Annotated in this window: 25 protein-coding genes; 10 read left to right on the forward strand and 15 right to left on the reverse strand. The window is 65.4% G+C overall.

Going from position 1 to position 25,421, the window contains the following annotated elements; all coding sequences use genetic code 11:
* Positions 1-47: 47 nt before the first annotated feature.
* Positions 48-473, forward strand: a complete 426-nt coding sequence (locus ACVWYP_RS28580; RefSeq protein WP_028343342.1) for an HIT family protein — start codon at positions 48-50, stop codon at positions 471-473.
* A gap of 119 nt (positions 474-592) precedes the next feature.
* On the opposite strand, the gene tsaA is transcribed toward ACVWYP_RS28580, so the two are convergent.
* The 5 genes from tsaA to ACVWYP_RS28605 all read right to left on the reverse strand — a co-directional run bounded on the left by tsaA (position 593) and on the right by ACVWYP_RS28605 (position 4,482).
* Positions 593-1,084, reverse strand: a complete 492-nt coding sequence (gene tsaA / locus ACVWYP_RS28585) for a tRNA (N6-threonylcarbamoyladenosine(37)-N6)-methyltransferase TrmO (protein WP_074128941.1) — start codon at positions 1,082-1,084, stop codon at positions 593-595.
* Between the two features lie 3 nt (positions 1,085-1,087).
* Positions 1,088-2,068 (reverse strand): Bug family tripartite tricarboxylate transporter substrate binding protein, encoded by a 981-nt coding sequence (locus tag ACVWYP_RS28590; protein ID WP_028343344.1) that lies wholly within the window; start codon positions 2,066-2,068, stop codon positions 1,088-1,090.
* 61 nt (positions 2,069-2,129) lie between these two features.
* Entirely contained in the window at positions 2,130-2,474 is a 345-nt protein-coding gene (locus ACVWYP_RS28595; RefSeq protein ID WP_028343345.1) for an AzlD domain-containing protein, read from the reverse strand.
* Entirely contained in the window at positions 2,471-3,223 is a 753-nt protein-coding gene (locus ACVWYP_RS28600; protein WP_028343346.1) for an AzlC family ABC transporter permease, read from the reverse strand. Before ACVWYP_RS28600 ends, ACVWYP_RS28595 begins: the two co-directional genes overlap by 4 nt.
* Before the next feature lie 173 nt (positions 3,224-3,396).
* Positions 3,397-4,482 carry a lytic transglycosylase domain-containing protein gene (locus ACVWYP_RS28605; RefSeq protein ID WP_028343347.1) on the reverse strand — a complete coding sequence of 362 codons (1,086 nt, stop codon included), beginning with the start codon at positions 4,480-4,482 and terminating at the stop codon, positions 3,397-3,399.
* A gap of 121 nt (positions 4,483-4,603) precedes the next feature.
* Here ACVWYP_RS28605 and ACVWYP_RS28610 point away from each other — a divergent pair, with 121 nt between their 5' ends.
* Positions 4,604-5,539 carry a glycine/sarcosine/betaine reductase selenoprotein B family protein gene (locus tag ACVWYP_RS28610; protein WP_304495671.1) on the forward strand — a complete coding sequence of 312 codons (936 nt, stop codon included), beginning with the start codon at positions 4,604-4,606 and terminating at the stop codon, positions 5,537-5,539.
* A gap of 242 nt (positions 5,540-5,781) precedes the next feature.
* Here ACVWYP_RS28610 and ACVWYP_RS28615 read toward each other — a convergent pair whose 3' ends face one another.
* The gene (locus ACVWYP_RS28615) at positions 5,782-6,834 is read right to left on the reverse strand and encodes a phenylacetaldoxime dehydratase family protein (RefSeq protein WP_304495672.1); all 1,053 of its coding nucleotides are present in this window, start codon (positions 6,832-6,834) and stop codon (positions 5,782-5,784) included.
* A 30-nt stretch (positions 6,835-6,864) separates the two neighbouring features.
* Complete coding sequence (locus ACVWYP_RS28620; protein ID WP_453945982.1) at positions 6,865-7,875, reverse strand: carbon-nitrogen hydrolase family protein; 1,011 nt, start codon at positions 7,873-7,875, stop codon at positions 6,865-6,867.
* A gap of 207 nt (positions 7,876-8,082) precedes the next feature.
* Here ACVWYP_RS28620 and ACVWYP_RS28625 point away from each other — a divergent pair, with 207 nt between their 5' ends.
* The 3 genes from ACVWYP_RS28625 to ACVWYP_RS28635 all read left to right on the forward strand — a co-directional run bounded on the left by ACVWYP_RS28625 (position 8,083) and on the right by ACVWYP_RS28635 (position 11,153).
* On the forward strand, positions 8,083-9,039 hold the full coding sequence (locus ACVWYP_RS28625) for an AraC-like ligand-binding domain-containing protein (RefSeq protein ID WP_304495673.1): 957 nt from the start codon (positions 8,083-8,085) through the stop codon (positions 9,037-9,039).
* 213 nt (positions 9,040-9,252) lie between these two features.
* Positions 9,253-9,606 (forward strand): PilZ domain-containing protein, encoded by a 354-nt coding sequence (locus ACVWYP_RS28630; protein ID WP_028343353.1) that lies wholly within the window; start codon positions 9,253-9,255, stop codon positions 9,604-9,606.
* A gap of 125 nt (positions 9,607-9,731) precedes the next feature.
* On the forward strand, positions 9,732-11,153 hold the full coding sequence (locus ACVWYP_RS28635; protein ID WP_304495674.1) for an MFS transporter: 1,422 nt from the start codon (positions 9,732-9,734) through the stop codon (positions 11,151-11,153).
* A 98-nt stretch (positions 11,154-11,251) separates the two neighbouring features.
* On the opposite strand, the gene clpA is transcribed toward ACVWYP_RS28635, so the two are convergent.
* Both clpA and clpS read right to left on the reverse strand, forming a co-directional pair.
* Entirely contained in the window at positions 11,252-13,657 is a 2,406-nt protein-coding gene (gene clpA, locus ACVWYP_RS28640; RefSeq protein WP_028336408.1) for an ATP-dependent Clp protease ATP-binding subunit ClpA, read from the reverse strand.
* Positions 13,658-13,917: 260 nt separating this feature from the next.
* Positions 13,918-14,250, reverse strand: coding sequence for an ATP-dependent Clp protease adapter ClpS (gene clpS / locus ACVWYP_RS28645; RefSeq protein WP_028343354.1), 333 nt, complete (start codon positions 14,248-14,250; stop codon positions 13,918-13,920).
* On the opposite strand from clpS, the gene ACVWYP_RS28650 reads away from it, so the two are divergent.
* Entirely contained in the window at positions 14,243-14,419 is a 177-nt protein-coding gene (locus tag ACVWYP_RS28650; RefSeq protein ID WP_304495676.1) for a hypothetical protein, read from the forward strand. The two genes, clpS and ACVWYP_RS28650, sit on opposite strands and share 8 nt — an antisense overlap.
* Before the next feature lie 345 nt (positions 14,420-14,764).
* The gene (locus ACVWYP_RS28655; RefSeq protein WP_304495677.1) at positions 14,765-16,645 is read left to right on the forward strand and encodes a TadE/TadG family type IV pilus assembly protein; all 1,881 of its coding nucleotides are present in this window, start codon (positions 14,765-14,767) and stop codon (positions 16,643-16,645) included.
* 66 nt (positions 16,646-16,711) lie between these two features.
* Here ACVWYP_RS28655 and ACVWYP_RS28660 read toward each other — a convergent pair whose 3' ends face one another.
* Positions 16,712-17,050: a phasin family protein gene (locus tag ACVWYP_RS28660; RefSeq protein ID WP_016844841.1), complete on the reverse strand. Its 339-nt coding sequence runs from the start codon at positions 17,048-17,050 to the stop codon at positions 16,712-16,714.
* 423 nt (positions 17,051-17,473) lie between these two features.
* Between ACVWYP_RS28660 and ACVWYP_RS28665 the strand changes: the two genes are divergently transcribed.
* Complete coding sequence (locus ACVWYP_RS28665; RefSeq protein WP_304495678.1) at positions 17,474-19,267, forward strand: serine hydrolase; 1,794 nt, start codon at positions 17,474-17,476, stop codon at positions 19,265-19,267.
* Between the two features lie 240 nt (positions 19,268-19,507).
* Here ACVWYP_RS28665 and ACVWYP_RS28670 read toward each other — a convergent pair whose 3' ends face one another.
* From ACVWYP_RS28670 to ACVWYP_RS28690, 5 genes are all read right to left on the reverse strand, one after another.
* Complete coding sequence (locus ACVWYP_RS28670) at positions 19,508-20,227, reverse strand: DnaJ domain-containing protein (RefSeq protein WP_304495679.1); 720 nt, start codon at positions 20,225-20,227, stop codon at positions 19,508-19,510.
* Positions 20,228-20,311: 84 nt separating this feature from the next.
* Positions 20,312-21,052, reverse strand: coding sequence for a VWA domain-containing protein (locus tag ACVWYP_RS28675; protein ID WP_304495680.1), 741 nt, complete (start codon positions 21,050-21,052; stop codon positions 20,312-20,314).
* Between the two features lie 89 nt (positions 21,053-21,141).
* Positions 21,142-22,083 (reverse strand): alpha/beta hydrolase, encoded by a 942-nt coding sequence (locus ACVWYP_RS28680; protein ID WP_304495681.1) that lies wholly within the window; start codon positions 22,081-22,083, stop codon positions 21,142-21,144.
* Between the two features lie 388 nt (positions 22,084-22,471).
* A complete protein-coding gene (locus ACVWYP_RS28685) occupies positions 22,472-23,395 on the reverse strand; it encodes a division plane positioning ATPase MipZ (RefSeq protein ID WP_304495682.1) in 924 nt (307 codons plus the stop codon).
* 13 nt (positions 23,396-23,408) lie between these two features.
* A complete protein-coding gene (locus tag ACVWYP_RS28690) occupies positions 23,409-23,621 on the reverse strand; it encodes a hypothetical protein (protein ID WP_304495683.1) in 213 nt (70 codons plus the stop codon).
* Between the two features lie 67 nt (positions 23,622-23,688).
* Here ACVWYP_RS28690 and panC point away from each other — a divergent pair, with 67 nt between their 5' ends.
* Both panC and ACVWYP_RS28700 read left to right on the forward strand, forming a co-directional pair.
* Entirely contained in the window at positions 23,689-24,540 is an 852-nt protein-coding gene (gene panC, locus ACVWYP_RS28695; RefSeq protein WP_304495684.1) for a pantoate--beta-alanine ligase, read from the forward strand.
* Positions 24,541-24,661: 121 nt separating this feature from the next.
* Complete coding sequence (locus tag ACVWYP_RS28700) at positions 24,662-25,414, forward strand: hypothetical protein (RefSeq protein WP_304495685.1); 753 nt, start codon at positions 24,662-24,664, stop codon at positions 25,412-25,414.
* The last annotated feature ends 7 nt before the right edge of the window (positions 25,415-25,421 follow it).

Below are 25,421 nucleotides of genomic sequence, written 5' to 3' on the forward strand. Positions count from 1 at the left end.
CGCCGCCACCTAGGCAATAAAAGCAGCATCATCGAGGAGCCGCCGCCATGCCCGCCGCCTACGACAGCAACAACATCTTCGCAAAGATCCTGCGCGGCGAGCTGCCCTGCTACAAGGTCTATGAAGACGAGCACGTGTTCGCCTTCCTCGACATCATGCCGCGCTCGCCGGGGCATACGCTCGTCATTCCGAAGGCCCCTGCCCGCAACATCCTCGACATCAAGCCCGACGACTACGCGCACGTCGCGCGCGCCTCGCACAAGATCGCCGCCGCCGCGATGAAGGCGTTCGAAGCCGACGGCATCACCGTGCAACAATTCAACGAGCCCGCCGGTGGCCAGGTCGTGTTCCATCTGCACATGCACGTCATGCCGCGCAAGGACGGCGTCGCGCTGCTGCCGCCTGCGAGCCACAAGGAAGATGCCAAGGTGCTGGAGGCGAGCGCGGCAAAGCTGAGCGCGGCGTTGAAATAGGCCACGGCGCTATTCCGTAGCCCGGATGAAGCGCAGCGCAATCCGGGAATCTCTGCCGTGCAGTAAGAGTGCTGCACCGGATTTCGCTTCGCTGCATCCGGGCTACGACGTCGCAGATTTTACTCCGTCTCGAAGTCCCCCGCCTGCGGCGGGGCCAGCGGGGTGAACTCGCAGCGGTCGGGCTTGACGTCGATCAGCGGCGTCTCGTCGAGGCAGTCGAGGCCGCGCACCAAAATGACGTTGCCCTCGACACCGACCAGCTTGACGATCGAGGTGCCGATCGGGTTGGGGCGCACCGGCGAGCGCAGCGAGAAGGTGCCGCGGGTGTTGCCGTTGTTCTTCGGGCTTTGCAGCACGATGTCGCGGCGCGACTGGTGCAGCCAGTACAGCACCTCGAGATTTGAATAGAAATCGACGCCCTTGATCGCGGCGACCCAGGGCTCGAAAATCTCGAGCCGGCACACCGGGCCGTCGTGCCGCCCCTGCCGCGGCGTCGCCAGCCGCGAGGTCCAGGGCGTACGGATGCGGCCGATGAAGACCAGCCCGGCATCGCGCGCCGTCGGCATGTCGACGGCGACCTCGCCCTGGCGCAGTTCCATTTCACGTACCATGTGTCAATCCAGCGATATGTTCAGCGCCTTGACCACGCCCGCCCATCGCGCGCGATCGGTATTCACGAACTTGTCGATCTCGGCCTGGCTCTTCGCGTGCAGCGGCGGGAATCCGATCTTGAGCAGCGAAGCGCGGAACGCCTCGTCGTTCAAGGCCCGGTCGAGGCTCGCCTTGATCTTGTCGGCGACGTCATCAGGCACTTTCGATGGCGCTGCGATACCATACCAGACGCTGACCGCATAATCGGGATAGCCGCTCTCGGCGATCGTCGGCAGATCGGGCAAATCGGGGATGCGCTCCGTCGAGCTGACGCCGAGCGGCCGCAGCATGCCCGATTTGACCGGCGGCAGCGCGGTGCCGAGCGTGTCGAACATCAGCTGGATGTTGCCTGACAAGAGGTCGGTCAGCGCCGGACCCGCGCCCTTGTAGGGCACGTGGGTCATCTCGACGCCGGCCATCTGCTTGAACATCTCGCCGGCGAGATGAACCGTGCCGCCGGTGCCCGCCGATCCGAAATTGAGTTTTCCGGGATTCTTCTTCGCGTAGGCGACGAACTCCGCGATCGTCTTTGCCGGGACGGACGGATGCACCTCCATGATCATCGGCGCGTCCGTGATCACCGACAGCAGACGGAAATCCCTGGCCGGATCGTAGGGCAGCTTCTTGTAGAGCAGCGGATTGAGTACGAAGATCGAGGCCGCCGTCACGAATAGCGTGTAGCCGTCGGGATCGGAGCGCGCCACGGCCTCGGCGCCGATCGCCCCCTGCGCGCCGGCCTTGTTCTCGACCACGACCACCTGCTTGAGATCGCGCCCGAGATATTCGCCGACGATGCGGCCGAGCACGTCGGTCGGCCCGCCCGCGGCATAGGGCACCACGAGCTTGATCGGTCGTGTCGGATAATCCGCGGCACGCGCCGGCAGCGTCGCCGCCAGCAAAGCCGTCAGAGCAACAATGAATAGCGATGATGCGCGCCGCTGCATGCCGTTTCCCCGTTGTCTTGTTCTTGGGGAGCGAGAGTAGCGGATAATGCGGACGCCGCAATCAGCCGAGCCAGTATTTGCCTGCGATCATGACGATCTCGCCCGCGATCACGCCGGCGAAGATCGACTTCCTCGCCAGCATGAACACGACAAAGCCCGCGGCGACGGCGCCGTAACGCAGCCAGTCCGGCACGCTGGCGAGCGCGCCCGGCGGCTGCACCACGATCTGCGCGATGATGCCGGCGAGGATCGCGGTGGCGACCGCCCTCACCCAGACCAAGAGCTCGGAGTTCTCGTCGATGCCGCCGCCGAACCACAGGCCGAGCATGCGCCAGATCTGGTTGGGGATGACGCCCGCGACGAACAGGATCGCGAGCGCGTGCCAGTCGCCGATGAAGGTACTCATGCGCGCGCCCCGACGATGCCCGCCCTCGCCCGGTGCACGGCATAGGCGATGGTGCCCGCGACGACCCCGCTGACCAGGATGTCGACGCCGCTGTTCAGCATCGCCGCCAGCGGGAACAGCAATAGACCGAGCACCAGCGCGATGACATCGGCGAGCTCGCGACAATTGCGCGCCGTGGAGAACAGGAAGGCGAGCGGCGTCAGCATCAGCATTCCGGCGGCGAACAGCGGCGTGAGGTTGGCCGCGAGCATGTAACCGAACATGTTGGCGATCAGGCAGACCGTGACCAGCCCGCAGCCGAGCCCGTGGATGAAGGCGATCCGCCGGTTGCGCGGCACCTGCGGCAGGAAGCGGAAGCATTCGACCCACAGCGTGACGGCGGTGAGATGCGCCACCAGGATCAGATGCCGCCGCTTGGTCTGTTCGGTGCGCATCATCGGCAACACCGAGACCACCATCGGGAACAGGCGGATCGCGCTGACGGTGACCGCGATTGCCGATTGCAGCACGGTGGCGCCGGAGCCGAGCGTCGTGATCACGATGATCTGCGCAGGACCGGCCCAGACAAACGCCGTGCTTGCCAGGGTCCAGCCCAGCGAGAAGCCGGAATCATGCGCCAGCGCGCCGATGCCGAGATAGGTCGCAAACAGCACCAGGGTCAGCACGGTCGCGCCGATCGACCGTGCGCCCCACAGGAAGGCGCGGAACGAGGTGTGCCATTGCGGAGAATCGAGCGGAGGAAGCGCCACGGGGAACCGGATGGTTTTGCAATCGCGGCGGATTAGGGCGCGGACAACGCAGGGTCAAGCAAGAGACGGCGCACGGCGGGTATGCAGTAGCCCGGATGGAGCGCAGCGTAATCCGGGGATCGCGCCCGACGCCAACGTCCCGGATTTCGCTTCGCTTCATCCGGGCTACGCAATCACGCCCTGTTCTTCAGCACAAAGCACGCCCCGCCCGCCTTGCGGATACGGCTGCACAGGCCGTCGGCTTCGGGGCGCGTGTCGGCGCCGATGCGCACTTGGTAGAAGGTCGCGCTGCCGCGGGTGCGAAGCCGTGAGCTCAGCAAACTCGGATCCTGATCGCCGATCACGTTGGCAAGGCGCTTGATGGCGCGGGCATACATCGCGAGCGCCTTGTCGCGGCTGAAGCCGGCGGCAAGCTGCACGCCCCAGACCTTGGCCGCCGACAGCGTGATGTGCTGCTCGAGCCCTGCGACGAACGGGTTAGGCGCGCGCTTCAGCAGCGCCATCAGCTCGCGGCAGCTCGTGGTCGGCGCGCGCTGCGGCATCTTGCCGTTGCGCCCGGCGGCGGCCCAGTCGTCGACGCTGGAGCCGGTGATCGCGGAGACGTAATTGCGCGTCTCCTGCGGCATGTAGCCGGAGCCGGCGAGCCAGTCCTGGATCCGGCGCGGGCCGGCATTGTAGGCCGCGGCCGCGAGGCCGAGATTGCCGAACTGGTTGCGCAGCTCGCTGAGGAATTCGGCTGACTTCGGCAGCGCCTGCACCGGATTGAAAGGATCCAGCAGCCCGCGCTCGTTTGCCGTGCCCGGCATGAATTGCGCGATGCCCTGCGCGCGCTGGCCGTTGCGCGTCATCGGACCAACCGCATCGGCCTGGAAGCGGCTCTCCTGCCAGATCACGCGCGCGAAGAATTCGAGCGGCAGGTCGTTGGCCCGCGCCGCCGACTCGATCATCAGGCACATCGCCTCGCGGGTGTCGCTCTCGCGCGCGTCGTCCGCGGGTTTCTCAGTCGTTGCCGCAGGTTTCTCGGCCTGTGTCGCCGGCGTATCCGCGGGGGGTGCAGGTTTCTCGGCCGATGGCGCAGCCTGCTCTCCCGGCGGTGGCGCAGGCTGATCTGCCGGCGCCGCGGCGGGTTTCTCGGCGGGCGCGGCGGGCTGGTCAGCGGGCGGCGCTGCGGGCTGCTCGGCGGACGGCGGCGGCGCCGGGGCTGCGGCAGGCGCGTCCTCGGCGCCGGCGCCGACCGGCGACACCAGCAACACAAGCATGACCCATGCGGCGCAACGACCCGTTCGCATCGCAAATCTGTTCCCGCGCGGCGTGGCTTGACACCGCAAGCTCGTGGTCTAGCTATGGACTGAAATGATGGCGCGCAAAAGGGAGCGCAAAATGGCCGCAGCTTCGGACGATCAACTCGGCTTTGCCCCCGACGACGACGCCCCGATCGGCTATATGAAGCGGACCCGCGATTATTACGCGGCGATCGGCTACACCACCCCCTACCGCTGGGCGCATTACACCTCCGCCCCGTTCCAGCCCCTGAAGAAGCCGTTGAACCAGTCCCGCGTCGCCATCATCACGACGGCAGCGCCCTTCGATCCCGCCAGGGGCGACCAGGGTCCCGGCGCGAAATACAATGGCGGGGCCAAGTTCTATGCGGTCTATGACGGCGACACGTCAAAGCCACAGGACTTAAGGATTTCGCACATCGCCTATGACCGCACCCACACCACGGCGACCGACAGCGGCACCTGGTTCCCACTGGCACAGCTCAAGCGTCTCGCCGCGGCCGGCACGATCGGCGACGTCGCCCCGCGCTTCTTCGGCGCCCCGACCAACCGCAGCCATCGCGTCACCATCGAGACCGACGCGCCCGAAATCCTCAAGCGCGGCCGTGACGACAAGGTCGACGCCGCGGTGCTGGTGCCAAACTGCCCGGTCTGCCACCAGACCGTCAGCCTGGTGGCGCGGCATCTCGAAGCCAACGGCATCTCCACGGTCGTGATGGGCTGCGCCAAGGATATCGTCGAGCACGCCGCGGTGCCGCGCCTCCTGTTCTCCGACTTCCCGCTCGGCAATTCCGCCGGCAAGCCGCAGGACGTCGCCTCGCAGGCGTTCACGCTGGAGCTGGCGCTGCGCGTGCTGGAGTCCGCGCCCGGCCCGCAGACCACCGTGCAGTCGCCGCTGCGCTGGAGCGCGGACGCTGCCTGGAAGCGCGACTACAGCAACGCCGATGCGCTGAGCGCCGAGGAGCTGGCCCGCCTGCGCCGCGAGTTCGACGCGCAGAAGGAAGTCGCCAAGGGGTTGCGCGAGCGCGTGGCGTAGCGCAAAGCTGAGTGCACGATCGCTTGGCCAACTCACGGTGTCATCGCCCGGCTTGACCGGGCGATCCAGTATTCCAGAGACACCAGTCATCACGGAGAAGCCGCGGCGTACTGGGTCCCCCGGTCAAGCCGGGGGACGACAAGCGGAGGCAAAATGCTCCCTCTCGCTTCTTGTCAGGCATGGGCGCGGACAGGGCCCGGTCATGATGAAGCTACCTCTCACGACCGTCTCTTAGGGCTAACTCAACTTGGCTGGTCTGCCGCGACCTGTACGGCGGTGAGCATGCCGGTCCGTTCGTGGCAGCCGAGATATTCGAAGAACTGCTCGTCGGCGGCTGCCACCGTGACCTCGTGATACAGCCTGAGCTTGGCGTTCGGCCCCAAGGTCGAGAGATACTTCATCGCCGCGCCAAAAATCCTGACATGGGTCGGGTGCGATTCCGCCCAGCGCTCCAGCGCCGCGAGGCTCTTCCACCAGCTCTGGCCGTAGGACTTTTCGGTCAGCCTGCCCTCGGCATCGACAACGCGCATGTAGCGGTTGGCGTAGCAGCCGATCGGCACGCCATCGTCGCGCAGGAAATCCATGCCCTCGCGCAGCACCGGCTCGACATCGTCGAGATACATCTTGCGTTCCGACGCTTCGGTGTCGCTCCAGTCCTGTCCGGAGCGGATCAGGCAGAGATTGTCATGCGCGATCACGCGGATGCAGGCACCGTCGCGGATCACGCGCGGCTCGCCGGTCGGCAATATCGCGTCGGTCTGCGACAGCGGGATGCGGTCGCGCATGCCGCCCCAATAGGCGTGCTCCTGCACCTCGCCGCTCATGCCATCGGCGAGCACAGCGACACCCTCCGGACGGCCAAGCGACGAGAACAGCGTCTCGTAGCGCGCAACATGCGGCCGCAGCACCTCGATGAAGCGGCCGACGCCCTCAGTGGCGCCGCTGCCGGTCCAGGTCTCGCGCGCGCCGTCGAACCAGGCGTCGAAACGCCCGGCGTCGTCCCAATAGGCAACCGAGACGACGTTGGTGAAGCCGGCCTGGTCGACATGTTGCGCACGATCCCAATGCGTCGGGCCGTTCTCGCCCGCAAAGCGTTTTGCGATCGATGCGAGCGCCTCGTTCGCCGCGGCAGTCAGTTCGCTGCGAAACTGCACGCCGAAATAGGCCATGATCAGGCGTGCCACCGCAGGCTTGTGGCGCGCGACATAGGACGGATAAGGCGGCGCGTAGTCGTCGGGCACGCGACGATGACGGGTCCGCTCTGTCTGCAGGTGAGAGGGAATCGCGGATTCCATGGCAGTCGCCTCCGATTGGATGTCGTGCATTCAGTTCGCGGCCGCGTCGATCTCCTCAAGACTGTCGAGCGGCAGCGCGAAGTGCTCGACTCGCTTCGAGGGCTTCTTGTTCAGCAGCAGACGCGTGACATCGGGGCGCGAATAGTGCCCGGCCGGATCGGCGGCGTTCTTGGCGATCCCGATCGCGCCGAGATCGATATCGGCGAGCAACAGGCCCTCCTGCTCGGGCGGCAGCTTCTCGGCGATCGAGCTGCCGTCCGGCCCGTAGATCGCGGCGTGTCCGCCGCCGACATGCAGCAGCGCGTGCTTGTCGTCGCGGTCGCACATCTCGTCGACCATCGCCTGCGAGACCGTGGCGCAGGGCGCCAGCACGAAGCACGAGCCCTCGACCGCATAGACCCGCGAGGCCGCGTTGTTGACCTCCCAGCCGAGCGCCGGCGCGAACGGATCGTACAGCGAGAAGCTCGGCCAAGCCGCGACATGAACCTGCTCGTTCTGGGCGTACATCGCGTATTTCGACAGCGGCTGCAGATGCTCCCAGCAGCACAGCGCGCCGAGCCGGCCGATGCCGGGGCGGTCATGCACCGCAAGGTCGCTGCCGTCGCCCTCGCCATAGACGGTGCGCTCGGCATGGGTCGGCCGCAGCTTGCGCCGCTTGGCGATAGTCTCGCCGTCGGGCCCGATCAACCATTGCGCGAGATAGAGGCTGCCGCCGTCGCGCTCGGACAGGCCGAGCACCGCGGTCATGCCGGCCTTCTTCACCGCGAGCCGCAGCTTCTCGGCCTGCGGGCTGTCGTAGCTGAGCGAGTTGTCGAAATAGCGCTGCACAAAGCCGCGCCCGATCGCCCAGGCCGGCGAGTCCAGCCAGATGTACCAGGGATAGCCGGGGATGAAGGCCTCGGGAAACGCGATCAGCTTCGCCCCTTTGGCGGCGGCCTCCTCGATCAGCGCGATGGACTTGGCGATGGAGCCGTCGAGGTCGAGCCAGGCAGGTGCGGCCTGTACCACCGCAACGCGGTATTTCGGATGTTGGATGCCCATGATGTCCTCCTCGCGGCCGACGCTTCCGGCCGGTTCGTGCTTGATCGGCCATGGCGGCCTCTGACATCATGCTGCCCCGGGACCGGGCACGCCGTTCGACCAGGACGGAAGGAAAATTCGACTGCGGAGGAGATTCCCCAGCCGCCCCCGGTATGAAGCTTGCTTTGTTCGCGTGGCCAGCGTTTGCACTCGTGAAGGGAGGAAATCATGCCGGCCCTGTTCACCACGGAAGACGCGCCCACCCATCGGCGCCTTGCGCTCTGGCAGGACATCGTCTGCGACGTCTTCGTGCAGCTCGACTGCAAGTCCGATCTCGGCACCGCCTTCCACGGCGCCATCACTAGCGAGCAGCTGGGCGCGGTGAAATGCTCCGTTGTCTCGTCGAGCCAGCAACGGGTGCTGCGCACGCCGTCGCGGATCGCACGCGCCAGCGAGGATTTTGTGCTGTTCGCGCTCGGCCGGAGCGGCGCTGGCGCCGTGCTGCAGGACGGCCGCGAGACCGTGATCCAGCCCGGCGAGTTCGCATTCTACGACACCACCCGGCCCTATGAATTGCGCTTCAACGCCGACTTCACGCAGACCATCTTCCAGGTGCCGCGCGCCATGCTGCACCGGCGCTTCGCCGGCACCCAGGGCTTAACTGCGACCACGTTCACATCGGATCGTCCCGTGCAGCGGCTCGCCTGGCAGTTCATCGCAGGGCTCTCCGAGATCGCCGACAAGCTCGATCCTGACAACGCGATCCGCCTCGCCGACCAGGCTGCCGACCTGCTCGCGATGGCGATGAGCGAGCGGCTCGGCGGCGCCGCGCTGCCCGCCTCGACCCACCGCTGCGCGCTGCTCTACCGGCTGAAGGCGCATGTGCTCGCGCATCTGCCTAACCCCGAGCTCGGCCTCACCGAAACCGCCGCCGCACTCGGCATCTCGCCGCGCTACGTCAACAGCCTGCTGGCCGACGAGGACACCTCGTTCCAGCGCTTCGTGCTGGCGCAGCGGCTGGAGCGCTGCAAGCGCGACCTCGCCTCGCCGGCGCACGCGCATCGCCACATCGGCGAGATCGCATTCGCCTGGGGCTTTAACGATCTCTCGCATTTCGGCCGCGTGTTCCGCGACCACTACGGCCTGTCGCCGCGCGACTGGCGGCAAAGCCGGCGGCCGAACTAAAGCGTTTTCGAGCGAAGCGGATACCGGTTCGCGTTAAGAAAACGCGCCAAAGGAAGAAACCAAGGCCCGGGGTCTTTGCGGCGCAAAAAATACCCGGGAATCCACGCCCTCACGGATGCAAATATTTACACTAACTGCAACGGGTTCCCCCGGCGCCCTTCTTTTCGCTGAGGCGGACCGGTACAGTCGTGCCGTTCATTTGGAGGATTTCCCATGCAGGACCGGCGCCAGAGCGTACGCGACAAGGTGTTTTATGGTGCGGTTGCGGAGATCAATGAACGCGGCTCGACGATGGATTGCGTCGTTCGCAACATCAGCGAAGGCGGTGCCTGCGTTGAATTTGGCGATGCTGTGCATCTGCCCGAAGAGATCAATCTCAGCGTCGCACGCAAGGGCCGCTCGTTCCTGGCCCGCCTGATCTGGCGCCAGGCCAACAAGGTCGGCCTCGCCTTCCGGATCATGACCTCGGACACGCCGGTCAGCGATCTCGACGAGCGGGTCCGCCGCAGCGAGATCAAGAAGCGGCAGCTGCAGCGGCGCATCAATGAGTTGCTCGGCCAGGGCTGAGCCAGCTCGGCTCGGAGCCATCGTTTCCGTCGCGGCCGACATCCGGCATTCGGGGTTGCAAAGGCCGGGCTAATCCAGCATGCGGTAATCCCCGCAACGCCGGAACCCGAGAGCCACTCCACGACATGTCGTCCGCGATCATCGAGCATCCCGACGGGCTGCCGCAGCCGCAGCGCAATTGGGCCATTCTCACGATCGCGCTCGGCCTCGTGATGGCCGTCGTCGACGGCTCGATCGCCAATGTTGCGCTGCCGACCATTGCCCGGGATCTGAACGCCAGCCCCGCGTTCTCGATCTGGATCGTCAACGGCTATCAATTGGCGATCACGATCTCGCTGCTGCCGCTGGCCTCGCTCGGCGAAATCATCGGCTATCGCCGCGTCTATCTGGCGGGGCTGTTGCTGTTCACGCTGGCCTCGCTGTTCTGCGCGCTGTCGCATACGCTGCCGCTGCTGACGGTCGCCCGCATCCTGCAGGGGTTTGGCGCTGCCGGAATCCTCAGCGTCAACACCGCGCTGGTCCGCTTCATCTACCCGCATTCGCAGCTTGACCGCGGCATCGGCGTCAACGCGCTGGTGGTCGCGATCTCGGCCGCGGTCGGCCCGACCATCGCCTCGTTCATCCTGGCGGTCGGGACCTGGCCGTATCTGTTTGCCATCAATGTCCCGCTCGGCATCGTCACGCTGGCGCTGGGTTGGCGCTTCCTGCCGCACACCAGGCCGGCGGTTCACGCCTTCGACTGGCAGAGCGCCGCGCTGAGCGCCATCGCGTTCGGGTTCGGCATCAGCGCGATCGACAGCGCCGGCCACGGCGGGGCGCTGTATCTCTGCGCGTTGGAGTTCGCCGTCGCCGCGGTCGCCTCGCATTTGCTGTACCGGCGGCAGCAGCATCTGCCGTCGCCGCTGCTGCCCGTCGACCTGCTACGAATTCCGATCTTCGCGCTCTCGATCGGCACCTCGATCGCCTCGTTCTGCGGTCAGATGCTGGCCTTTGTCGCAATGCCGTTCTATCTCGAAAACCATTTCGGATATTCGGCGGTTCAGATCGGCCTGTTGATCACGCCCTGGCCGATCGCGGTCGCGTTCGCCGCCCCGCTCGCGGGCTGGCTGGTGGAACGCTATCCGGCCGGCCTGCTCGGCGGCATCGGCCTGCTGCTGTTCGCGACCGGATTGGGCACACTGGCCTTGATGCCGGCCAACGCCACGCCGATCGACGTGATCTGGCGCATGGCGCTCGCCGGCGCCGGCTTCGGCCTGTTCCAGACCCCGAACAACCGCACCATGATCGCCGCCGCCCCGCGCGAGCGCTCGGGCGGTGCCAGCGGCATGCTAGGGACCGCGCGCCTGCTCGGACAGACCATCGGCGCCGCCCTGGTGGCACTCTTGCTGGCGCGCTATCCGGCTGACGGCACCCGGATCTCGCTGATGGTCGGCGTCGGCTTTGCCGTCGTGGGCGCCGTGCTCAGCACGCTGCGGCTGTCCTCGGCCGGCAGCCGCGGCGCCGACCAGGTCCGGGTCCATGAGGGCCAGCGCCTGAAGGGCGAGTGACGCCGCGTGCAATGCGGATCGCATCGGGGCCCTCCACCGCCGCAAACAAAAAGGCCGGCTGTTCAGCCGGCCTTTTCGTTTGGTTGTTCGCTCGCGCCTCAGACCTTGACCATCGGCCCCTTTGAGGCCGGCCCCTTGGTGCCGCCTCCGCCGCCGTTGGGACCACCCTTCGGCGGCTTGCGCTTGCGCGGCGGAAGGTTCTCGGGCTTCGGCGTGACCGGGCCCTCGACATATTCGAAGCCGATCTTGTCCTTGGCGGTCGCCTCGTCCTTGACCAGGATGACGCGGACGTGTCCGCCGCCCTTGAGCTGGCCGAACAGCACCTCATCCGCGAGCGGCTTCTTGATGTGCTCCTGAATGATGCGCGCCATCGGACGTGCGCCCATCTGCTCGTCATAGCCGTGCTCGATCAGCCAGGCCTTGGCAGGCTCGGACAGCTCGATCGTGACGTCGCGGTCGGCGAGTTGCGCCTCGAGTTGCAGCACGAACTTCTCGACCACCATGCCGATCACCTCGGCATTGAGGTGCGCGAAGGAGACGATCGCATCCAGCCGGTTGCGGAACTCCGGCGCGAACTGGCGATTGATCGCCTCGTGATCGTCGCCTTCCCGCTTCGAGCGAGTGAAGCCGAAGGCCTGCCGCGCAAGATCGGCCGCGCCGGCATTCGTGGTCATGATCAGGATCACGTTGCGGAAGTTGACCTGCTTGCCGTTGTGGTCGGTGAGTCGACCATGATCCATGATCTGCAGCAGCACGTTGTAGAGATCCGGGTGCGCCTTCTCGATCTCGTCGAGCAGCACCACGCAATGCGGATGCTGATCCACGCCATCGGTGAGCAGGCCGCCCTGGTCGAAGCCGACATAGCCGGGAGGCGCGCCGATCAGGCGCGACACGGTGTGCCGCTCCATGTATTCGGACATGTCGAAGCGCAGCAGCTCGACACCGAGCGACGCCGCGAGTTGCTTGGCCACCTCGGTCTTGCCGACGCCGGTCGGACCCGAGAACAAATAGCTGCCGATCGGCTTCTCCGGCTCGCGCAGGCCGGCTCGCGCCAGCTTGATCGACGCCGCCAGCGACTCGATCGCCTTGTCCTGGCCGAACACCGTGCGCTTCAGGGTCTGCTCGAGATGCTTCAGCACCTCGGCATCGTCCTTCGACACGCTCTTCGGCGGGATCCGCGCCATGGTCGCGATCGTGGTCTCGATCTCCTTGATGCCGATCGTCTTCTTGCGCTTGCTCTCGGCGACCAACATCTGCGCCGCGCCGGACTCGTCGATCACGTCGATCGCCTTGTCGGGCAGCTTGCGGTCGTGGATGTAGCGCGACGACAGCTGCACCGCCGCCTCGATCGCCTCATTGGTGTATTTCAGCCGATGGTAATCCTCGAAATAGGGCTTCAGGCCCTTGAGGATCGCGATCGCGTCTTCCACCGTCGGCTCGTTGACGTCGATCTTCTGGAAGCGCCGCACCAGCGCGCGGTCCTTCTCGAAGTGCTGACGGTATTCCTTGTAGGTGGTCGAGCCCATGCAGCGGATCGTGCCCGAAGCCAGCGCGGGCTTCAGCAGATTGGACGCATCCATCGCGCCGCCGGAGGTGGCGCCGGCGCCGATCACGGTGTGGATCTCGTCGATGAACAGGATGGCGTTCGGATGCGCCTCCAGCTCCTTCAGGACCTGCTTGAGCCGCTCCTCGAAATCGCCGCGATAGCGGGTGCCCGCGAGCAGCGTGCCCATGTCGAGCGAGAACACGGTCGCGGCCGCCAGCACTTCCGGCACGTCGCTGTCGACGATGCGCTTGGCGAGGCCTTCGGCGATCGCAGTCTTGCCGACGCCGGCTTCGCCGACGAACAGCGGGTTGTTCTTCTGGCGGCGGCACAAGACCTGGATCGCACGGTTGATCTCGGCATTGCGGCCGATCACCGGATCGATCTTGCCGTCGCGCGCCTTCTTGTTGAGGTTGACGCAATAGGTCTCGAGCGCCTCGCCCTTCTTCTTGGCGTCCTCGTTGCCCTTGGTCTCCGTTTCCTCGTCGACGCCGCGCACCGGCCGCGCCTCGGACACGCCGGGCCTCTTGGCGATGCCGTGGCTGATGTAGTTGACGGCGTCGTAGCGCGTCATGTCCTGCTCCTGCAGGAAGTACGCGGCATGGCTCTCGCGCTCGGCGAAGATCGCGATCAGGACGTTGGCGCCGGTCACTTCCTCGCGACCGGACGACTGGACGTGAATCACCGCGCGCTGGATCACGCGCTGGAACCCGGCGGTCGGCTTCGCGTCATCGGCGCCGTCAGTCACCAGGTTTTCGAATTCGGTCTCGAGATAATTAACGAGGCTCGTCCTGAGCTTGTCGAGATCGACGCTGCAGGCCCGCATCACAGCCGCCGCATCCGAGTCATCGATCAGCGACAGCAGCAGATGTTCGAGCGTCGCGTATTGATGGTGACGCTCGTTTGCGATCGCCAATGCACGGTGCAGCGATTGTTCAAGGCTTTGGGAAAAAGTTGGCATTCGCGTCCTCTATGGCCCCCTGCCATCATGATCGCCATTACCGGGTCAGGCAATAACAACCTTCGTGATCGCCTTTGATATAGTTACGGCGGATCGTGGCGAAAGACCGGTCCCGCGATGATGGTTTTCTTCTAAATTCGGGGCATCGGGGCGTCGCGTGGCGGCGCCCCGTGATCGTACGGGAACGCCGTTCACCATCATCAAAAACCGCGATGCAAGACCCGTTCCGCGCCCCGCGGCGGGTCAGTCGTTCCAGCGAGCTATTTCTTTTCCATCACGCATTGCAGTGGATGCTGATGCTTGCGCGCGAAGTCCATGACTTGCGTCACTTTGGTCTCGGCGATCTCGTAGGTAAAAACGCCGCACTCGCCGATCCCGTGGTGGTGAACGTGCAGCATGATCTTGGTCGCCGCCTCGGCGTCCTTGTTGAAGAAGCGTTCCAGCACGTGAACGACGAACTCCATCGGCGTGTAGTCGTCGTTCAGGATCAGGACGCGGTACAGGTTCGGGCGCTTGGTCTTCGGCTTGACCTTGGTGATGACCGAGGTCGACGGGCCGCTGCCCGTCCCATTGCGGTTGTCATCATTGTTCATTTTCGGCGCCGGCGCGGCGGCCACCGCCGGCATCGACGAAACCGGCTCGGAAATCGGGACTGTCAACGTGGATCGCAGCATGGCTCAGGCGTTCGAATTCCCCAAGGGAAACCGGATGGCGGGAAACCGGATGGCAATTGGATGGTGGTCGCGACTGCCGCAAGACTGATCGCGGAACCCCCAGCAATGCTTTCCAGATTGCCGCTCCCGGTCCGATCCGGCGGCCGGATCGACCTCCCGAATATGGGCCTCGCGAGGTCCTGCCGCAAGCGCAGACCCGGCGCGGCCCACCGGTCCGATTCCCGGCGCGGCAACCCTCGGAAGGTTAATCATTTCTGCCTGATTTGACAAAGGAGTCGGGCCGCCAATTTAGACGTCATTGAGGATAGCCAGCGCTTTTGCCCGGCTTTTGAGCCTCCCCCGCGCCACCCTGCCGGGTTTCCCGCGCCCGATTCACCATCTGTTTAGCGGCGCCGGTCGAGATGCCACCGCAATTCATTTCGACGAGAGTGCCATGCTTGGTTCAGCCATTTCCGATCGCGTCTGCGCGGTTGCTCGCCGGTTTTCCAGGGCAAATAGCGGCAATGTCGCGGTGATCTTCACCTTCGCAATGCTGCCGCTCCTCGCTTTCGTGGGAGCCGCGATCGACTATACCCGCGCCAACAACGCCCGCTCCGCGATGCAGGCGGCGCTCGATTCGGCCGCGCTGATGCTGTCCAAGGATCTGACCATGGGCAACATCACGGCTGCGGATATCCCGAGCAAGGCGCAGACCTATTTCACCGCACTTTACACCAACAAGGACGGCCAGGGCATTTCCGTCACGGCCAACTACACCACCCCGACCTCAAGCGCGGCGGCAACCATCCTGCTGGGCGGATCCGGCCACATCAAATCCGATTTCATGCAGCTGGCCGGTTTTCCGACGCTGGGTTTCAAGAGCTCGACGACCACCACCTGGGGCAACGTCAAGATGCGCGTCGCCCTCGCCCTCGACAACACGGGATCGATGTCGGACGACAACAAGATCACCGCGCTGCGCAACGCGGTGGCCGGAACCGGCGGACTGATCGACCAGCTCAGCGCGCTGAGCAAGAACAATGGTGACGTCTATATCTCCATCATTCCGTTCGAGAAGGTCGTCAATGTCGGCAGCAGCAATGTCGGCCAGAGCTGGATCGACTGGACCGACTGGCTCAATCCGCCGACCACGCAGCCCGCCAACGGCACCATGCAGGCAAGTCTGCCGATGAACTGGCACGCGGTCGGACCCGGTGCGCGATGCCCGTGGACCAGCAACAGCGGCGGCTTCACCTGCCAGAAGAGCCCGACCAATACGGGCAACGCGAACTACATCCCCTCGAGCGGGACCTATTCAGGCTACATCTGCCCCAGCGTCGATGCGAACTCCTACACGCGCTACAACGGCTGCTGGGTGAGCACGCAGGTCGGCACCGGAGTGTTCTGCAGCGGCTCGACGTCGTGCAGCTGTCCGAAGAATTCCTCCGGTAACGATGTCTCCGGCTGCAGTTGCGGCACCTCCGGCGGCGTCTATCAATGCACCGGCAAGCTGTACACCCACGACTGGACGCAGCCCGGCCCCAACGACACGGCCGACAACCAGGGCCAGCCCCGGGTCAGCGCCGTAGTCGGATGGACCAACAATCAATGGACCTCGACGAACCAGATCCCCACCGTGAAGAACGACTGGCGGCAAGCGTCCACCAACCCGATCGGCAACTGGACGGGCTGCATCGCCGACCGCACCCAGCCGAACGATGCGACCGGCGTGCTGCCGGCGTCATCCGACGCCACCACGCTGTTCCCGGCCAACGAGTTGTTTGAGAACGGCTACTCCTACTGCAGCAGCAACTCCTCGCCGCAGCTCGAGCCGATCATTCCGCTGAGCTACAACTGGACCGCGCTCAAGAATGCGGTCAACGCGATGCAGCCGACCGGCGGCACCAACCAGGCGGTCGGCCTGGCGTGGGCATGGCAGTCGCTGCTGGTGGGCGGCCCGTTGAACACCCCGGCGGAGGACTCCAACACGACCTACAACCGGGTCATCATTCTCCTGTCCGACGGTCTGAACACCGAGGACCGCTGGCCCGAATACGGCGACGGCCGCACGCAGGCTTCCGGCAACCCGATCGACGCCAGGCAGTCCCTGCTGTGCCAGAACCTGCAGGCCGCGAAGGACTCCAGCGGCCAGCCGCTGTACACGATCTATACGATCCAGGTGAACACGCACTCGCCCGCCGATCCGACCTCAACCGTCCTGAAGAACTGCGCCAGCACGCCCGACAAATTCTTCATGCTGACCAGTTCGACCCAGATCCTGACGACGTTCAACACGATCGGAACCGCCCTCAGCAAGCTGCGGCTGGCGAAATAGCTGCCCGCTTCAGGCACAACAAAAAAGCCCGGCCAAACGGCCGGGCTTTTCGTTTGTCCTGGTCGCTTACTGAGCGGCCGGCGCGAACTTGGAGACCAGGCCCTCATAGGGCTTGAAGGTCTGCTTGGCGCAGTCGCTGTACAGGCCGGCGATCTTCTGCGATTCCGCAACGAAGGTCTCGTAGGACGAGCGCAGGTACTCGGTCTGCGCCTCGAGCGCCTTGTCCAGCGACTTCACGCCCGACAGCTTCTCGACGAACGACTTGGTGTCCTCAAAGGACTTCTTGGCATAGTCGCCATAGGCGGTGGCGATGGCCTGAACGCCGCTCTGCAAGTTGTTGGCCGACGCGGTGACCGACTCGAAATGCTCTTTGCCGTAGTTCTGAATGTCTTCGATCTTGACCATGGATGGAATTCCTTTTCCCAGACTTGAAGGCGCAAATTCCCATTGCCGGGAAGCTCCCGGCCCCCTGACGCCGATAGCCATATCGCATCGCACAATAGAGTCAATGAATATTGTGCATCGCACAATCACACAGCCCCGAATCTCCGGCATTTGCGATAAACCCCGGGGGACTACGCAACGGTTGCTTAATCTTTTGGAAACTCGGTCCGCCTAACCTGATTCCCGGACTTTGTTCGCCTTCCGACAGGCAGCCTCGAAAGCTGTTTGTGAACAACACCTTAGCTAGAAGAGCGACCTGAGCCGCCACGTGGGCCGATGGTTCTGCCCGAAGTGGTTTGTTGCGCAGGCAAGGATCAATGGCCGCCGGGCACAATTTCGCCTCACGAGCCAGTGATCTAGATAGAAATTGGGACGGGGAAGTAGATGCTTCGAACAACCTTGGCCTCCTCGCGGGCGCTGCGAGTTGGCGTTCTTGGGCTCGTGACCGTCACGACGGCGATCCTGATCACGAGTGATAGCGCCGAGGCGCGCCGTCACCGGCGCCACTACGCCCGTCACCACCACAGCCAGGAAGCGCGCGAGAGCTACAGCCCGCAATTCGCGTCGATCATCGTCGATGGCAACACCGGTTCGGTGCTCACCGCCACCAGTCCCGACGGCCTGCGCCACCCCGCCTCGCTGACCAAGATCATGACGCTCTATCTGCTGTTCGAGCGCCTCGATTCCGGGAAGATGAAGCTCGACACCGAAATGCCGGTGTCCGAGCACGCCTCCGAACAGGACCCGACCAAGCTTGGCCTGCGGCCCGGCTCGACCATCAAGGTCGAAGACGCCATCAAGGGCCTGGTCACCCGCTCGGCCAATGACGCCGCGGTCGTGATTGCCGAGGCGATCGGCGGCAGCGAAGACGATTTCGCCCGGATGATGACCCGCAAGGCCCGTGCGCTCGGCATGAGCCGGACCGTTTATCGCAACGCCTCTGGCCTGCCCAACGATGAGCAGGTGACGACGGCGCGCGATCAATCGACCCTCGGCCGCGCGATCCAGGATCGCTTCCCGCGCTATTACCGCTACTTCTCGACCTCGGTGTTTAACTTCCGCGGCCAATCGATCCGCAACCACAACCATCTGCTCGGCAACGTCGAGGGCGTTGACGGTATCAAGACCGGCTACACCCGCGCCTCCGGCTTCAACCTCGTGACCTCGATGCGCCGCGGCAATCGCTTCCTGGTCGGCGTGGTGCTCGGCGGCCGCAGCGGCGGCTCGCGTGACGCCATCATGCGCAACCTGCTCGCAGAGAACGTCGGGAAGGCCGCGACCACCCGCACCGCCGCCGCGATCACCGAACGCAATCCGGCCGACGCCAATGTCGAGGTCGCCGACGCGGATAATGCGCGCGCGCCGGACACCTCGCCGGTCGCCGCGTCGGAGCCCGCCGCTGCAGCTGCCACGATCCAGGCGCCGCGCCCGGCCAGCAAACCCTCGCTGATGGCGGCGGCCGCCGCCGCGCTGCCGCCGCTCCCGGCCAAGCCGGAGCCGCAGGCCAAGCCCGAGCCGGCGCCGCTGACCTCAGGCGTGATCCAGACCCAGCCGATCGCCGCGATCCCCGGCTCGGCTGAACCGATGAAGCCGGTGAAGGTGAAGACGGTGCAGGTCAAAGCCGGCCAGATCAAGCTCGCCGCGGCCGGCCCGGCCCAGTCCGCGCCTCCGGTCACCAACACGATCCCCGCGCGCGGCGAAGTCCCCGAGACCTCCAATGCGATGATGGCGCGGGCCGCCGAGACCTCGAGGCCCGAAATGCCGCGGCAGCCGGCCAATTTCGGCACCGGAAATGGCATCCTCGGCGTGCTGCCGGCCTCGGCCGTCCATGTACCCGCTGCCCCTGCGCCGCAGGCCGTGGCGTCGATTGAACCCGCTACCCGCAGCCTGCAGGCCGCTCCGCCGACCAGCTCCGCAAAGCCGAGCGCCGCGCACACCGGCTGGATCATCCAGGTTGGCGCGCTGGAGTCCGAGGGCGAGGCCAACAAGCGCATCGACCTCGCGCGCAGCTCGGCCCGCGGCCTGCTCAGCAAGGCGGATCCGTTCACCGAGGTGGTCGCCAAGGATAATCGCAAGCTCTATCGCGCCCGCTTTGCCGGCCTCGAGCGCGATCAGGCCGAGGCGGCTTGCAAGACGCTGAAGCGCGCCGAGATCTCCTGCATCACGGTTCGCAACTGATCGTCGGCATCAGCTGATTTCAAACGGCCGGCGCCGCAAGCGCCGGCCGTTTTGCTTTTGCCGTCGCGAAAACGGCCGGCCCGGCCGCGCGCGGCGCGACCATGAAACTTCTCGTCAAGATTTTACGGTTAAATTTTCCCGAAAGAGCGATCGGTCACGCCGGACAGCGGCGGGCCAGACGGGGCATCAATCAGAAACGGAAGGCAGCTCTCGGCTGTGGCGTTGGTAGCGTAGCCGGAGTTAGAGATGCGTGCGAAGCAAAGTATCCTTGGCCTCGTTCACACGGGCCGCGAGGTACGTCGAGCCCCCCTGGTCGGGATGGAGTTTCTTCATCAGGGTACGGTGAGCCCGGCCGATATCGTCGCGCGACGCTCCCGGCTGCAGGCCAAGGATCTGATAGGCCTCCTCGTTCGTCATTTTGCCACCCGACGCCGCACGGCCCGGCCCCCGTGCCCGGTCGCCCTGTGCGTCCTGACGCCAGGCGGGAAAACGGCGGTCCAGATAGCTTTCAAGTAGCGCGACGCTCTCGGCGTCGAAGCTCGGGACCATCGCCAATAGCTGCGACAGGTCGAACTCGTCGAGCATGCGGCCGGCCTGCGGTCCGGCCACGATCTGGCCCCTGAGCACGCCGCTGCCGTGATCGAGGGTCATATCGAGATATTGCGAGCGCACCCGCGAGCTTTGTCCCTGGCTGCGCGAACCGCCGAACATGCCGCCGAAATTGGGAAATCCGGTGCTTCCGAACGGCGACCAGCCGAGCAGTCCGGCGCCGAAGATGCCGAGCGGAATTGCTACCGCCAGTTCGCCCCGCACGCCGGTAAAGGCCGCGACCGCCAGTGCGAGCACCCCGCCACCGATCTTGATCGCGCGCGCAAGCACGGCGGGATTGGCCGCACGAAACATCTGCAGCGCGGAATAAATGACGACAACGGCGACGACGCCAGCGATCAGGGTTGGCATGTCCGGAATATAGGCGGCCCGGCGGCAAAAAGCATGCGAAGCTTCGTCTCACCGGCATCAGGCGGAGCCTGACGCGACGCGGCGCTATTTCATCTGACCGATCAGCTTCGCCGCGCCGCTCGCGGTCTTGGCCAGTTGCAGCAGGGCCTCGCGGCCGCCGGCGGCATAGGCTGCGGCGGCACGCAGCAATTCGCGGAGCTGCGCGGCCGCGCCGGGATCGAACCTGCACCATGCACCGCCGGTCAGCCGCGCGACCTCGCGAAACGTCTGTTCGGCGGTCACGTCGTGGCCCTCCTGGAACATGAAGACCGGCACCTTGAGCAGGCCGAGCTCGCCGGCTTTGGCGCAGAGATCGTCGGCGCTCTCCTCCATCGCGTCGCCGACGAACACCAGCGCGCGCACCCCCGCCTCGACCGCCTCGCGGCGCGTCTCGGACAGCACCTTGCCGATCTGGGTGTTGCCGCCCTGGCAATCGATCTTGCTCATCAGCCGCGCGAGCTGCGCGCTGTCGGAGATCCAGCCCGACGCACGGCACTCATTGAAGCCGCGATAATAGACGAGGCGGATATCGAGACTGCCGAGCGCGCCAGCCTCGCGGAACATGTCCGCCTGCAGCGTGCACGCCATGTCCCAAGTCGGCTGCCGGCTCATCGTGGCGTCGAGCGCGAACACCAGCCTGCCGCGGGCGCCGGCGCGATGCGGCGACATCGCCCGCGCCTTGGCGACGAATGCCGCGATGTCGTTCGCGCTGGATGTCGGCACGCCAGGCGCATGGGTCGGGCGTACATCGCTTCCGGATGTCGGTTTGATCGTCTTGCCGGCCATCAGCGCTTGCCTCGTACAGCAAACACTATGTGGGCCGCGGCAGCGGATTGGTCAACGTGACGGGCCAGCCTGGGTGCCGGGCCGCCCGGTCAATTCGTGACCGACGGATCCTTCTTCGTCTCGGTCTTGGTCAGCGAGAGCGACTTCTTGAGCTTGTCGGTCAAGGTCTGAGGTTTCTCGACCGGCACGTAGAGCGAGACGGGGCCGGGCTCCAGAATCTTCGGCGGCGCATTCCTGGTGTCGACCGGCGCGACAGCGCTGTCGGTATCGGCCAGGAATTTATCGAGCATGGCCTGGATCGAGTCCTTGGCCTTATCGGGCCCGGTGTCACGCATGTCGTTGTGCTGGAAGTTGGTGTTCACCACGGTGATGCCGGCCTTCTCGCATTCGTCGGCATCGGGAACGACACCCGGATCCGGCTTGAACTGCGAGTCATGCGAACGGAACGACAGAATCTTGAACTTGCCGTCGGTCATGAACGGCACGCGCAGATTGTCCAGCGTCACCACCTTCTTGATCTCGTCCGGATACTGCTTGGCGAAATACATCGCGATGTCGCCGCCATTGGAATGGCCGACCATCGTCAGCTTGCTGTAGTCCGCGTTCGGATGGCGCTTCTTCATCTCCTCGATCGCGAACTTGATGTTGGTGATACCGCGCTGGTACTGCGGCAGGCGGCCGACATAGAGCTCGCCGACCTTGGTCACCATCGGTCCGTCCGACGGCAGGTCGTTCTGAATGCTGATGGTCAGATAGCCGCGCGCCGCGAACACGTTCGCGAGGAAGGAATATTCGGTGAATTTGACGGTATTGCCATGGTTGAGGATCGCAACCGGCAGCGTGATCATGCCAGCGTCGGCCTGCATCTCCTTGTCGAAGCGCACGGCAACGTCGACCGCGACCGGCCGCTCATCGCGCGTCGGGTCCTTGAACATGAGAGTTTCGTGACGGATCGCCCACTTGCTCGCGGTGAAATAGGCCGCCGTGATCACCACGGAGAGAGAAAGCAGAACGAGAATTCCACGCTTCATGACGTCCTCGAGGTGCCCGCCTTTTCAGGGCTATTCTTGGCCGGAGACTCTTCGGCCTCCTTTTGAGAATATATGTCACAGCGCTGTGACAGGAAGTCTAAAAGTTGGGACTTCGCAGCACGTTCATTGTGCGGTGCACACAACCTTTGTGCATTCGCTTCTAGCGCCATGGCTCTGCGGCACGATAATACCTCAAGACCAGCCGACGGGAGCGAGAACGCGGCTGGCTTGGGAAAACCGGATCTGGCCAGCTTTGTTCCGGCATTTTGGCGACGGAGTGGCCGAAAACCCCGCAAGACTACCGCGCTTCGGCATCGTCCCGGAAGTGACGATCGTCACCTCCTGTACGGCCGCCGCCCTGGAACCTGCCCAAGGGAGGCCTGACGGCCTAGCTGCCGATGATGTCGTCGACTTCCAGCGGCTTGTCGACCTGGCTGAACCATTCGGCCCGGTTCGCGGCCCGGCGGCGGCCGCGCTCGTCCAGCGGCAGCTTCAGCTGGCGGAGCAAGCTCATCACCTCCTCGCGGGCGGTGACGTGGCCGAGGCTCGGGCGCGTGCCGAGCGTCGCCTCGTCGATGTCGTCGAGCGCCGTCAGCCCGCGCGGGAAGAATTCGCGATAGACCACCCGCTCGGCAAAGCCGTCGACCGAACGGAACCCGAGCTGCAGCGACAGCTGCTTCAAGCCGTCGGCGACCAGCTGCTTGTTGCGCGAACCGAGCATCGACAGGCGGTTGCGCACCACGATCCAGTCGGTCGAGGCGCCGTCGAGCTGGCGGCGCTTGCGCCTGGTGTCGCGCACCATCTCCGCATAATGGCTCTCGCCGGTCACCGCGTAGGTCGCGGGATCGACGGTCCCGAGCACGTCGAAATCGAGGAAGCTGTCGTTGATCGGCGTCACCAGCGTGTCGGCCATCGAATGCGCGAGCCGCATCAGGTAGCTGTCGGCGCCCGGGGTATCGATGACGATGAAATCATAGGCGCGTTCCACCGCGCTCACCGCGGCCATGAACTGCTGGAATTCCGCGTTCTCGTTCTCCTCGATCTGCATCGTCGCGCCGTACTTGATGCAGTGGTGGGCGGGGAGTTCGAGGTCGAGCCCGGTGCGTCGCGCCCAGGCCTGGCGATTGCTGATGTAGCGGGTGAAGCTCTGCTGGCGGCAGTCGAGATCGATGCTGGCGACGCGCTGCCCGGCCTTCAGCAGCGCGACGGCGATATGCAGGGCGGTGGTCGACTTTCCCGATCCACCCTTCTCGTTGCCCAGCACGATGACATGTGCGGAGCCGGATTGACCCTGACGAGCCTGCACCAACATGATTCAAATCCCGTCAATGATCTTCAAAGCGCGCGCCGCTGCGGTCAAGTGAAATGCATCGCCGCGACAGGAAATCAATTGCGGCCGTGCTCAATGATGCGTCGATCAAGTAAGACTGCTGCGTCGATCGGCGGCACGGCAGCTGCGATCCACGCGCGTCCGGGATCGGGTAAGGCTTGTCGCGGCGGTTTGCCGATAGCGGTTCGGACTTGGTAAGCTGCGTCACCTGCCGAACGCCAGCCCGTCCCACCCAGATTCGTCCCCACCCGGATTGCCCCACGAGCCGAGACCAGATGCCGAGAAATCCCACCGTCGTCCGTACCGTCCCCGCCCTTCGTCGCGCCGTCGACGCCCTGCGCGCCAAGAAGGCCACCGTCGCGCTGGTCCCAACCATGGGAGCGCTCCATGACGGCCATGTGTCGCTGGTGCGCCTCGCCAAGCGCCGCGCCAAGCGGGTCGTCGTCTCGATCTTCGTCAACCCGACCCAGTTCGCGCCGACCGAAGATTTCGGCTCCTATCCGCGCACCTGGAAAGCCGACGTCGCCAAGCTCGCCGCCGAGGGCGTCGACCTGATCTGGCACCCCGAGGTGAAGGCGATGTACCCGGACGGCTTCGCCACCAGGATAGTGCCGGAGGGGCCGGCCACCGCCGGGCTCGAGGACCGCTTCCGGCCGCATTTCTTCGGCGGCGTCGCCACCGTGGTCGGCAAGCTGTTCACCCAGGTCCGGCCCGACCTCGCGATCTTCGGCGAGAAGGACTTTCAGCAGCTCCGGGTCGTCACCCAGATGGCCGCGGACCTCGACCTCGGCGTCAAGGTGATCGGATCCAAAACGGTGCGCGAGCGCGACGGTCTCGCGATGTCGTCACGCAACGTCTACCTCTCCCCGGAGGAACGGCGCGCCGCCCCCGAGCTTCATCGGGTGATGAAGGAGACGGCCGGCCGCCTGCGCGCCGGCGAGGATACCGCGACTGCAATGGCCGACGGTGCCGCGGCGATCACCAGGGCCGGCTTCGTGCTCGATTATCTCGAAGTGCGCCACGCTGCCTCCCTGGCGCCGATCGGCTCGCTGAAGGACGGCCCGATGCGGATGCTGGTGGCGGCAAAGCTCGGCAGCACGCGCCTGATCGACAACATCCCGGTCTGAAGCAGGATCCGGAAAGTGTGATGCGGTTCATGCTCAAACGAGGTGCGAGTCTGTAATGAGGGCCCGGCCTCATCTGCGCGGCCCGACGCGTGGATGATCGCGCCTTTCAGAGGCGATCGGAATGAGCGGTTATTTCAGGCAAGGCATTGCTTTCGGCATCGCGCTCGTGGCCGCAGGCCTGGCGCAGGCGCAGACCCGGCCGCCGGTCGGCGGGGTCAATTCGGCGCCCGGCGCGATGATCTTCTATGTCGCACATGGTGCGCCCGATGCCTGTGGCCCGGGCTGCTCGGACTGGATCGCCGCCGAGGGCGCCGTGCAGTGGGATACCTACAAGCGCCTGCTGGCGATCCTCGACCGGCAGAACGGCCGCAAGCTGCCGGTCGTGATCAACGTCAAGGGGAATTCCAACCTCAACGTCGCCTCCAGCCTCGGCCGCATCCTGCGCGATCGCGGCATCGATGCCGCGGTCGCGGCGACCGAGGTCGAGGCCTGCACCGGAAAACCCGAGGAGGAATGTTTCGCGCTCAAGCGGCCCGGCGGCCCGCTCGACGCGAAGGAGAAGCCGTCCGGCATTGCCTGCGATTTCGCCTGCCTGCTGATGCTGTCGGGCGGCGTGCATCGCAGCCTGCCGGAGGGCAGCCGCGTGGTGCTGAGCGGCATGGCGATCCACAACCGGCTGGCGCCCAACGTCTCCGCCGAGCACCGCGAGAGCCTGACCTCGATCTTCACCGACCAGTTCCGACGCTATCTCGGCGAGATGGGGATCGATCACGAACTGCTCGACGTCGCCGTCAGCAATGCGGGCGGCGGCCGCTTTGTCGAGATCCCGGCCTCCGAATGGGGCCGGCTGCACCTCGTGACACAGCCGCAGTAGTTCGCGG

This window comes from Bradyrhizobium sp. USDA 3262 (genome assembly GCF_054060035.1).

Excerpts from the sequence above, each read along its gene's own strand:
- ACVWYP_RS28670 (WP_304495679.1), bottom strand. The coding sequence starts at position 20,227 with ATGCCAACCCTGATCGCTGGCGTCGTCGCCGTTGTCGTCATTTATTCC.
- ACVWYP_RS28685 (WP_304495682.1), bottom strand. The coding sequence starts at position 23,395 with ATGTTGGTGCAGGCTCGTCAGGGTCAATCCGGCTCCGCACATGTCATC.
- ACVWYP_RS28660 (WP_016844841.1), bottom strand. The coding sequence starts at position 17,050 with ATGGTCAAGATCGAAGACATTCAGAACTACGGCAAAGAGCATTTCGAG.
- ACVWYP_RS28610 (WP_304495671.1), top strand. The coding sequence starts at position 4,604 with ATGGCCGCAGCTTCGGACGATCAACTCGGCTTTGCCCCCGACGACGAC.
- clpS (WP_028343354.1), bottom strand. The coding sequence starts at position 14,250 with ATGAACAATGATGACAACCGCAATGGGACGGGCAGCGGCCCGTCGACC.
- ACVWYP_RS28620 (WP_453945982.1), bottom strand. The coding sequence starts at position 7,875 with ATGGGCATCCAACATCCGAAATACCGCGTTGCGGTGGTACAGGCCGCA.
- ACVWYP_RS28580 (WP_028343342.1), top strand. The coding sequence starts at position 48 with ATGCCCGCCGCCTACGACAGCAACAACATCTTCGCAAAGATCCTGCGC.
- ACVWYP_RS28625 (WP_304495673.1), top strand. The coding sequence starts at position 8,083 with ATGCCGGCCCTGTTCACCACGGAAGACGCGCCCACCCATCGGCGCCTT.
- ACVWYP_RS28655 (WP_304495677.1), top strand. The coding sequence starts at position 14,765 with ATGCTTGGTTCAGCCATTTCCGATCGCGTCTGCGCGGTTGCTCGCCGG.
- ACVWYP_RS28675 (WP_304495680.1), bottom strand. The coding sequence starts at position 21,052 with ATGGCCGGCAAGACGATCAAACCGACATCCGGAAGCGATGTACGCCCG.
- ACVWYP_RS28630 (WP_028343353.1), top strand. The coding sequence starts at position 9,253 with ATGCAGGACCGGCGCCAGAGCGTACGCGACAAGGTGTTTTATGGTGCG.
- clpA (WP_028336408.1), bottom strand. The coding sequence starts at position 13,657 with ATGCCAACTTTTTCCCAAAGCCTTGAACAATCGCTGCACCGTGCATTG.
- ACVWYP_RS28595 (WP_028343345.1), bottom strand. The coding sequence starts at position 2,474 with ATGAGTACCTTCATCGGCGACTGGCACGCGCTCGCGATCCTGTTCGTC.
- ACVWYP_RS28680 (WP_304495681.1), bottom strand. The coding sequence starts at position 22,083 with ATGAAGCGTGGAATTCTCGTTCTGCTTTCTCTCTCCGTGGTGATCACG.
- ACVWYP_RS28615 (WP_304495672.1), bottom strand. The coding sequence starts at position 6,834 with ATGGAATCCGCGATTCCCTCTCACCTGCAGACAGAGCGGACCCGTCAT.
- ACVWYP_RS28635 (WP_304495674.1), top strand. The coding sequence starts at position 9,732 with ATGTCGTCCGCGATCATCGAGCATCCCGACGGGCTGCCGCAGCCGCAG.
- panC (WP_304495684.1), top strand. The coding sequence starts at position 23,689 with ATGCCGAGAAATCCCACCGTCGTCCGTACCGTCCCCGCCCTTCGTCGC.
- tsaA (WP_074128941.1), bottom strand. The coding sequence starts at position 1,084 with ATGGTACGTGAAATGGAACTGCGCCAGGGCGAGGTCGCCGTCGACATG.
- ACVWYP_RS28665 (WP_304495678.1), top strand. The coding sequence starts at position 17,474 with ATGCTTCGAACAACCTTGGCCTCCTCGCGGGCGCTGCGAGTTGGCGTT.
- ACVWYP_RS28700 (WP_304495685.1), top strand. The coding sequence starts at position 24,662 with ATGAGCGGTTATTTCAGGCAAGGCATTGCTTTCGGCATCGCGCTCGTG.
- ACVWYP_RS28590 (WP_028343344.1), bottom strand. The coding sequence starts at position 2,068 with ATGCAGCGGCGCGCATCATCGCTATTCATTGTTGCTCTGACGGCTTTG.
- ACVWYP_RS28605 (WP_028343347.1), bottom strand. The coding sequence starts at position 4,482 with ATGCTTGTGTTGCTGGTGTCGCCGGTCGGCGCCGGCGCCGAGGACGCG.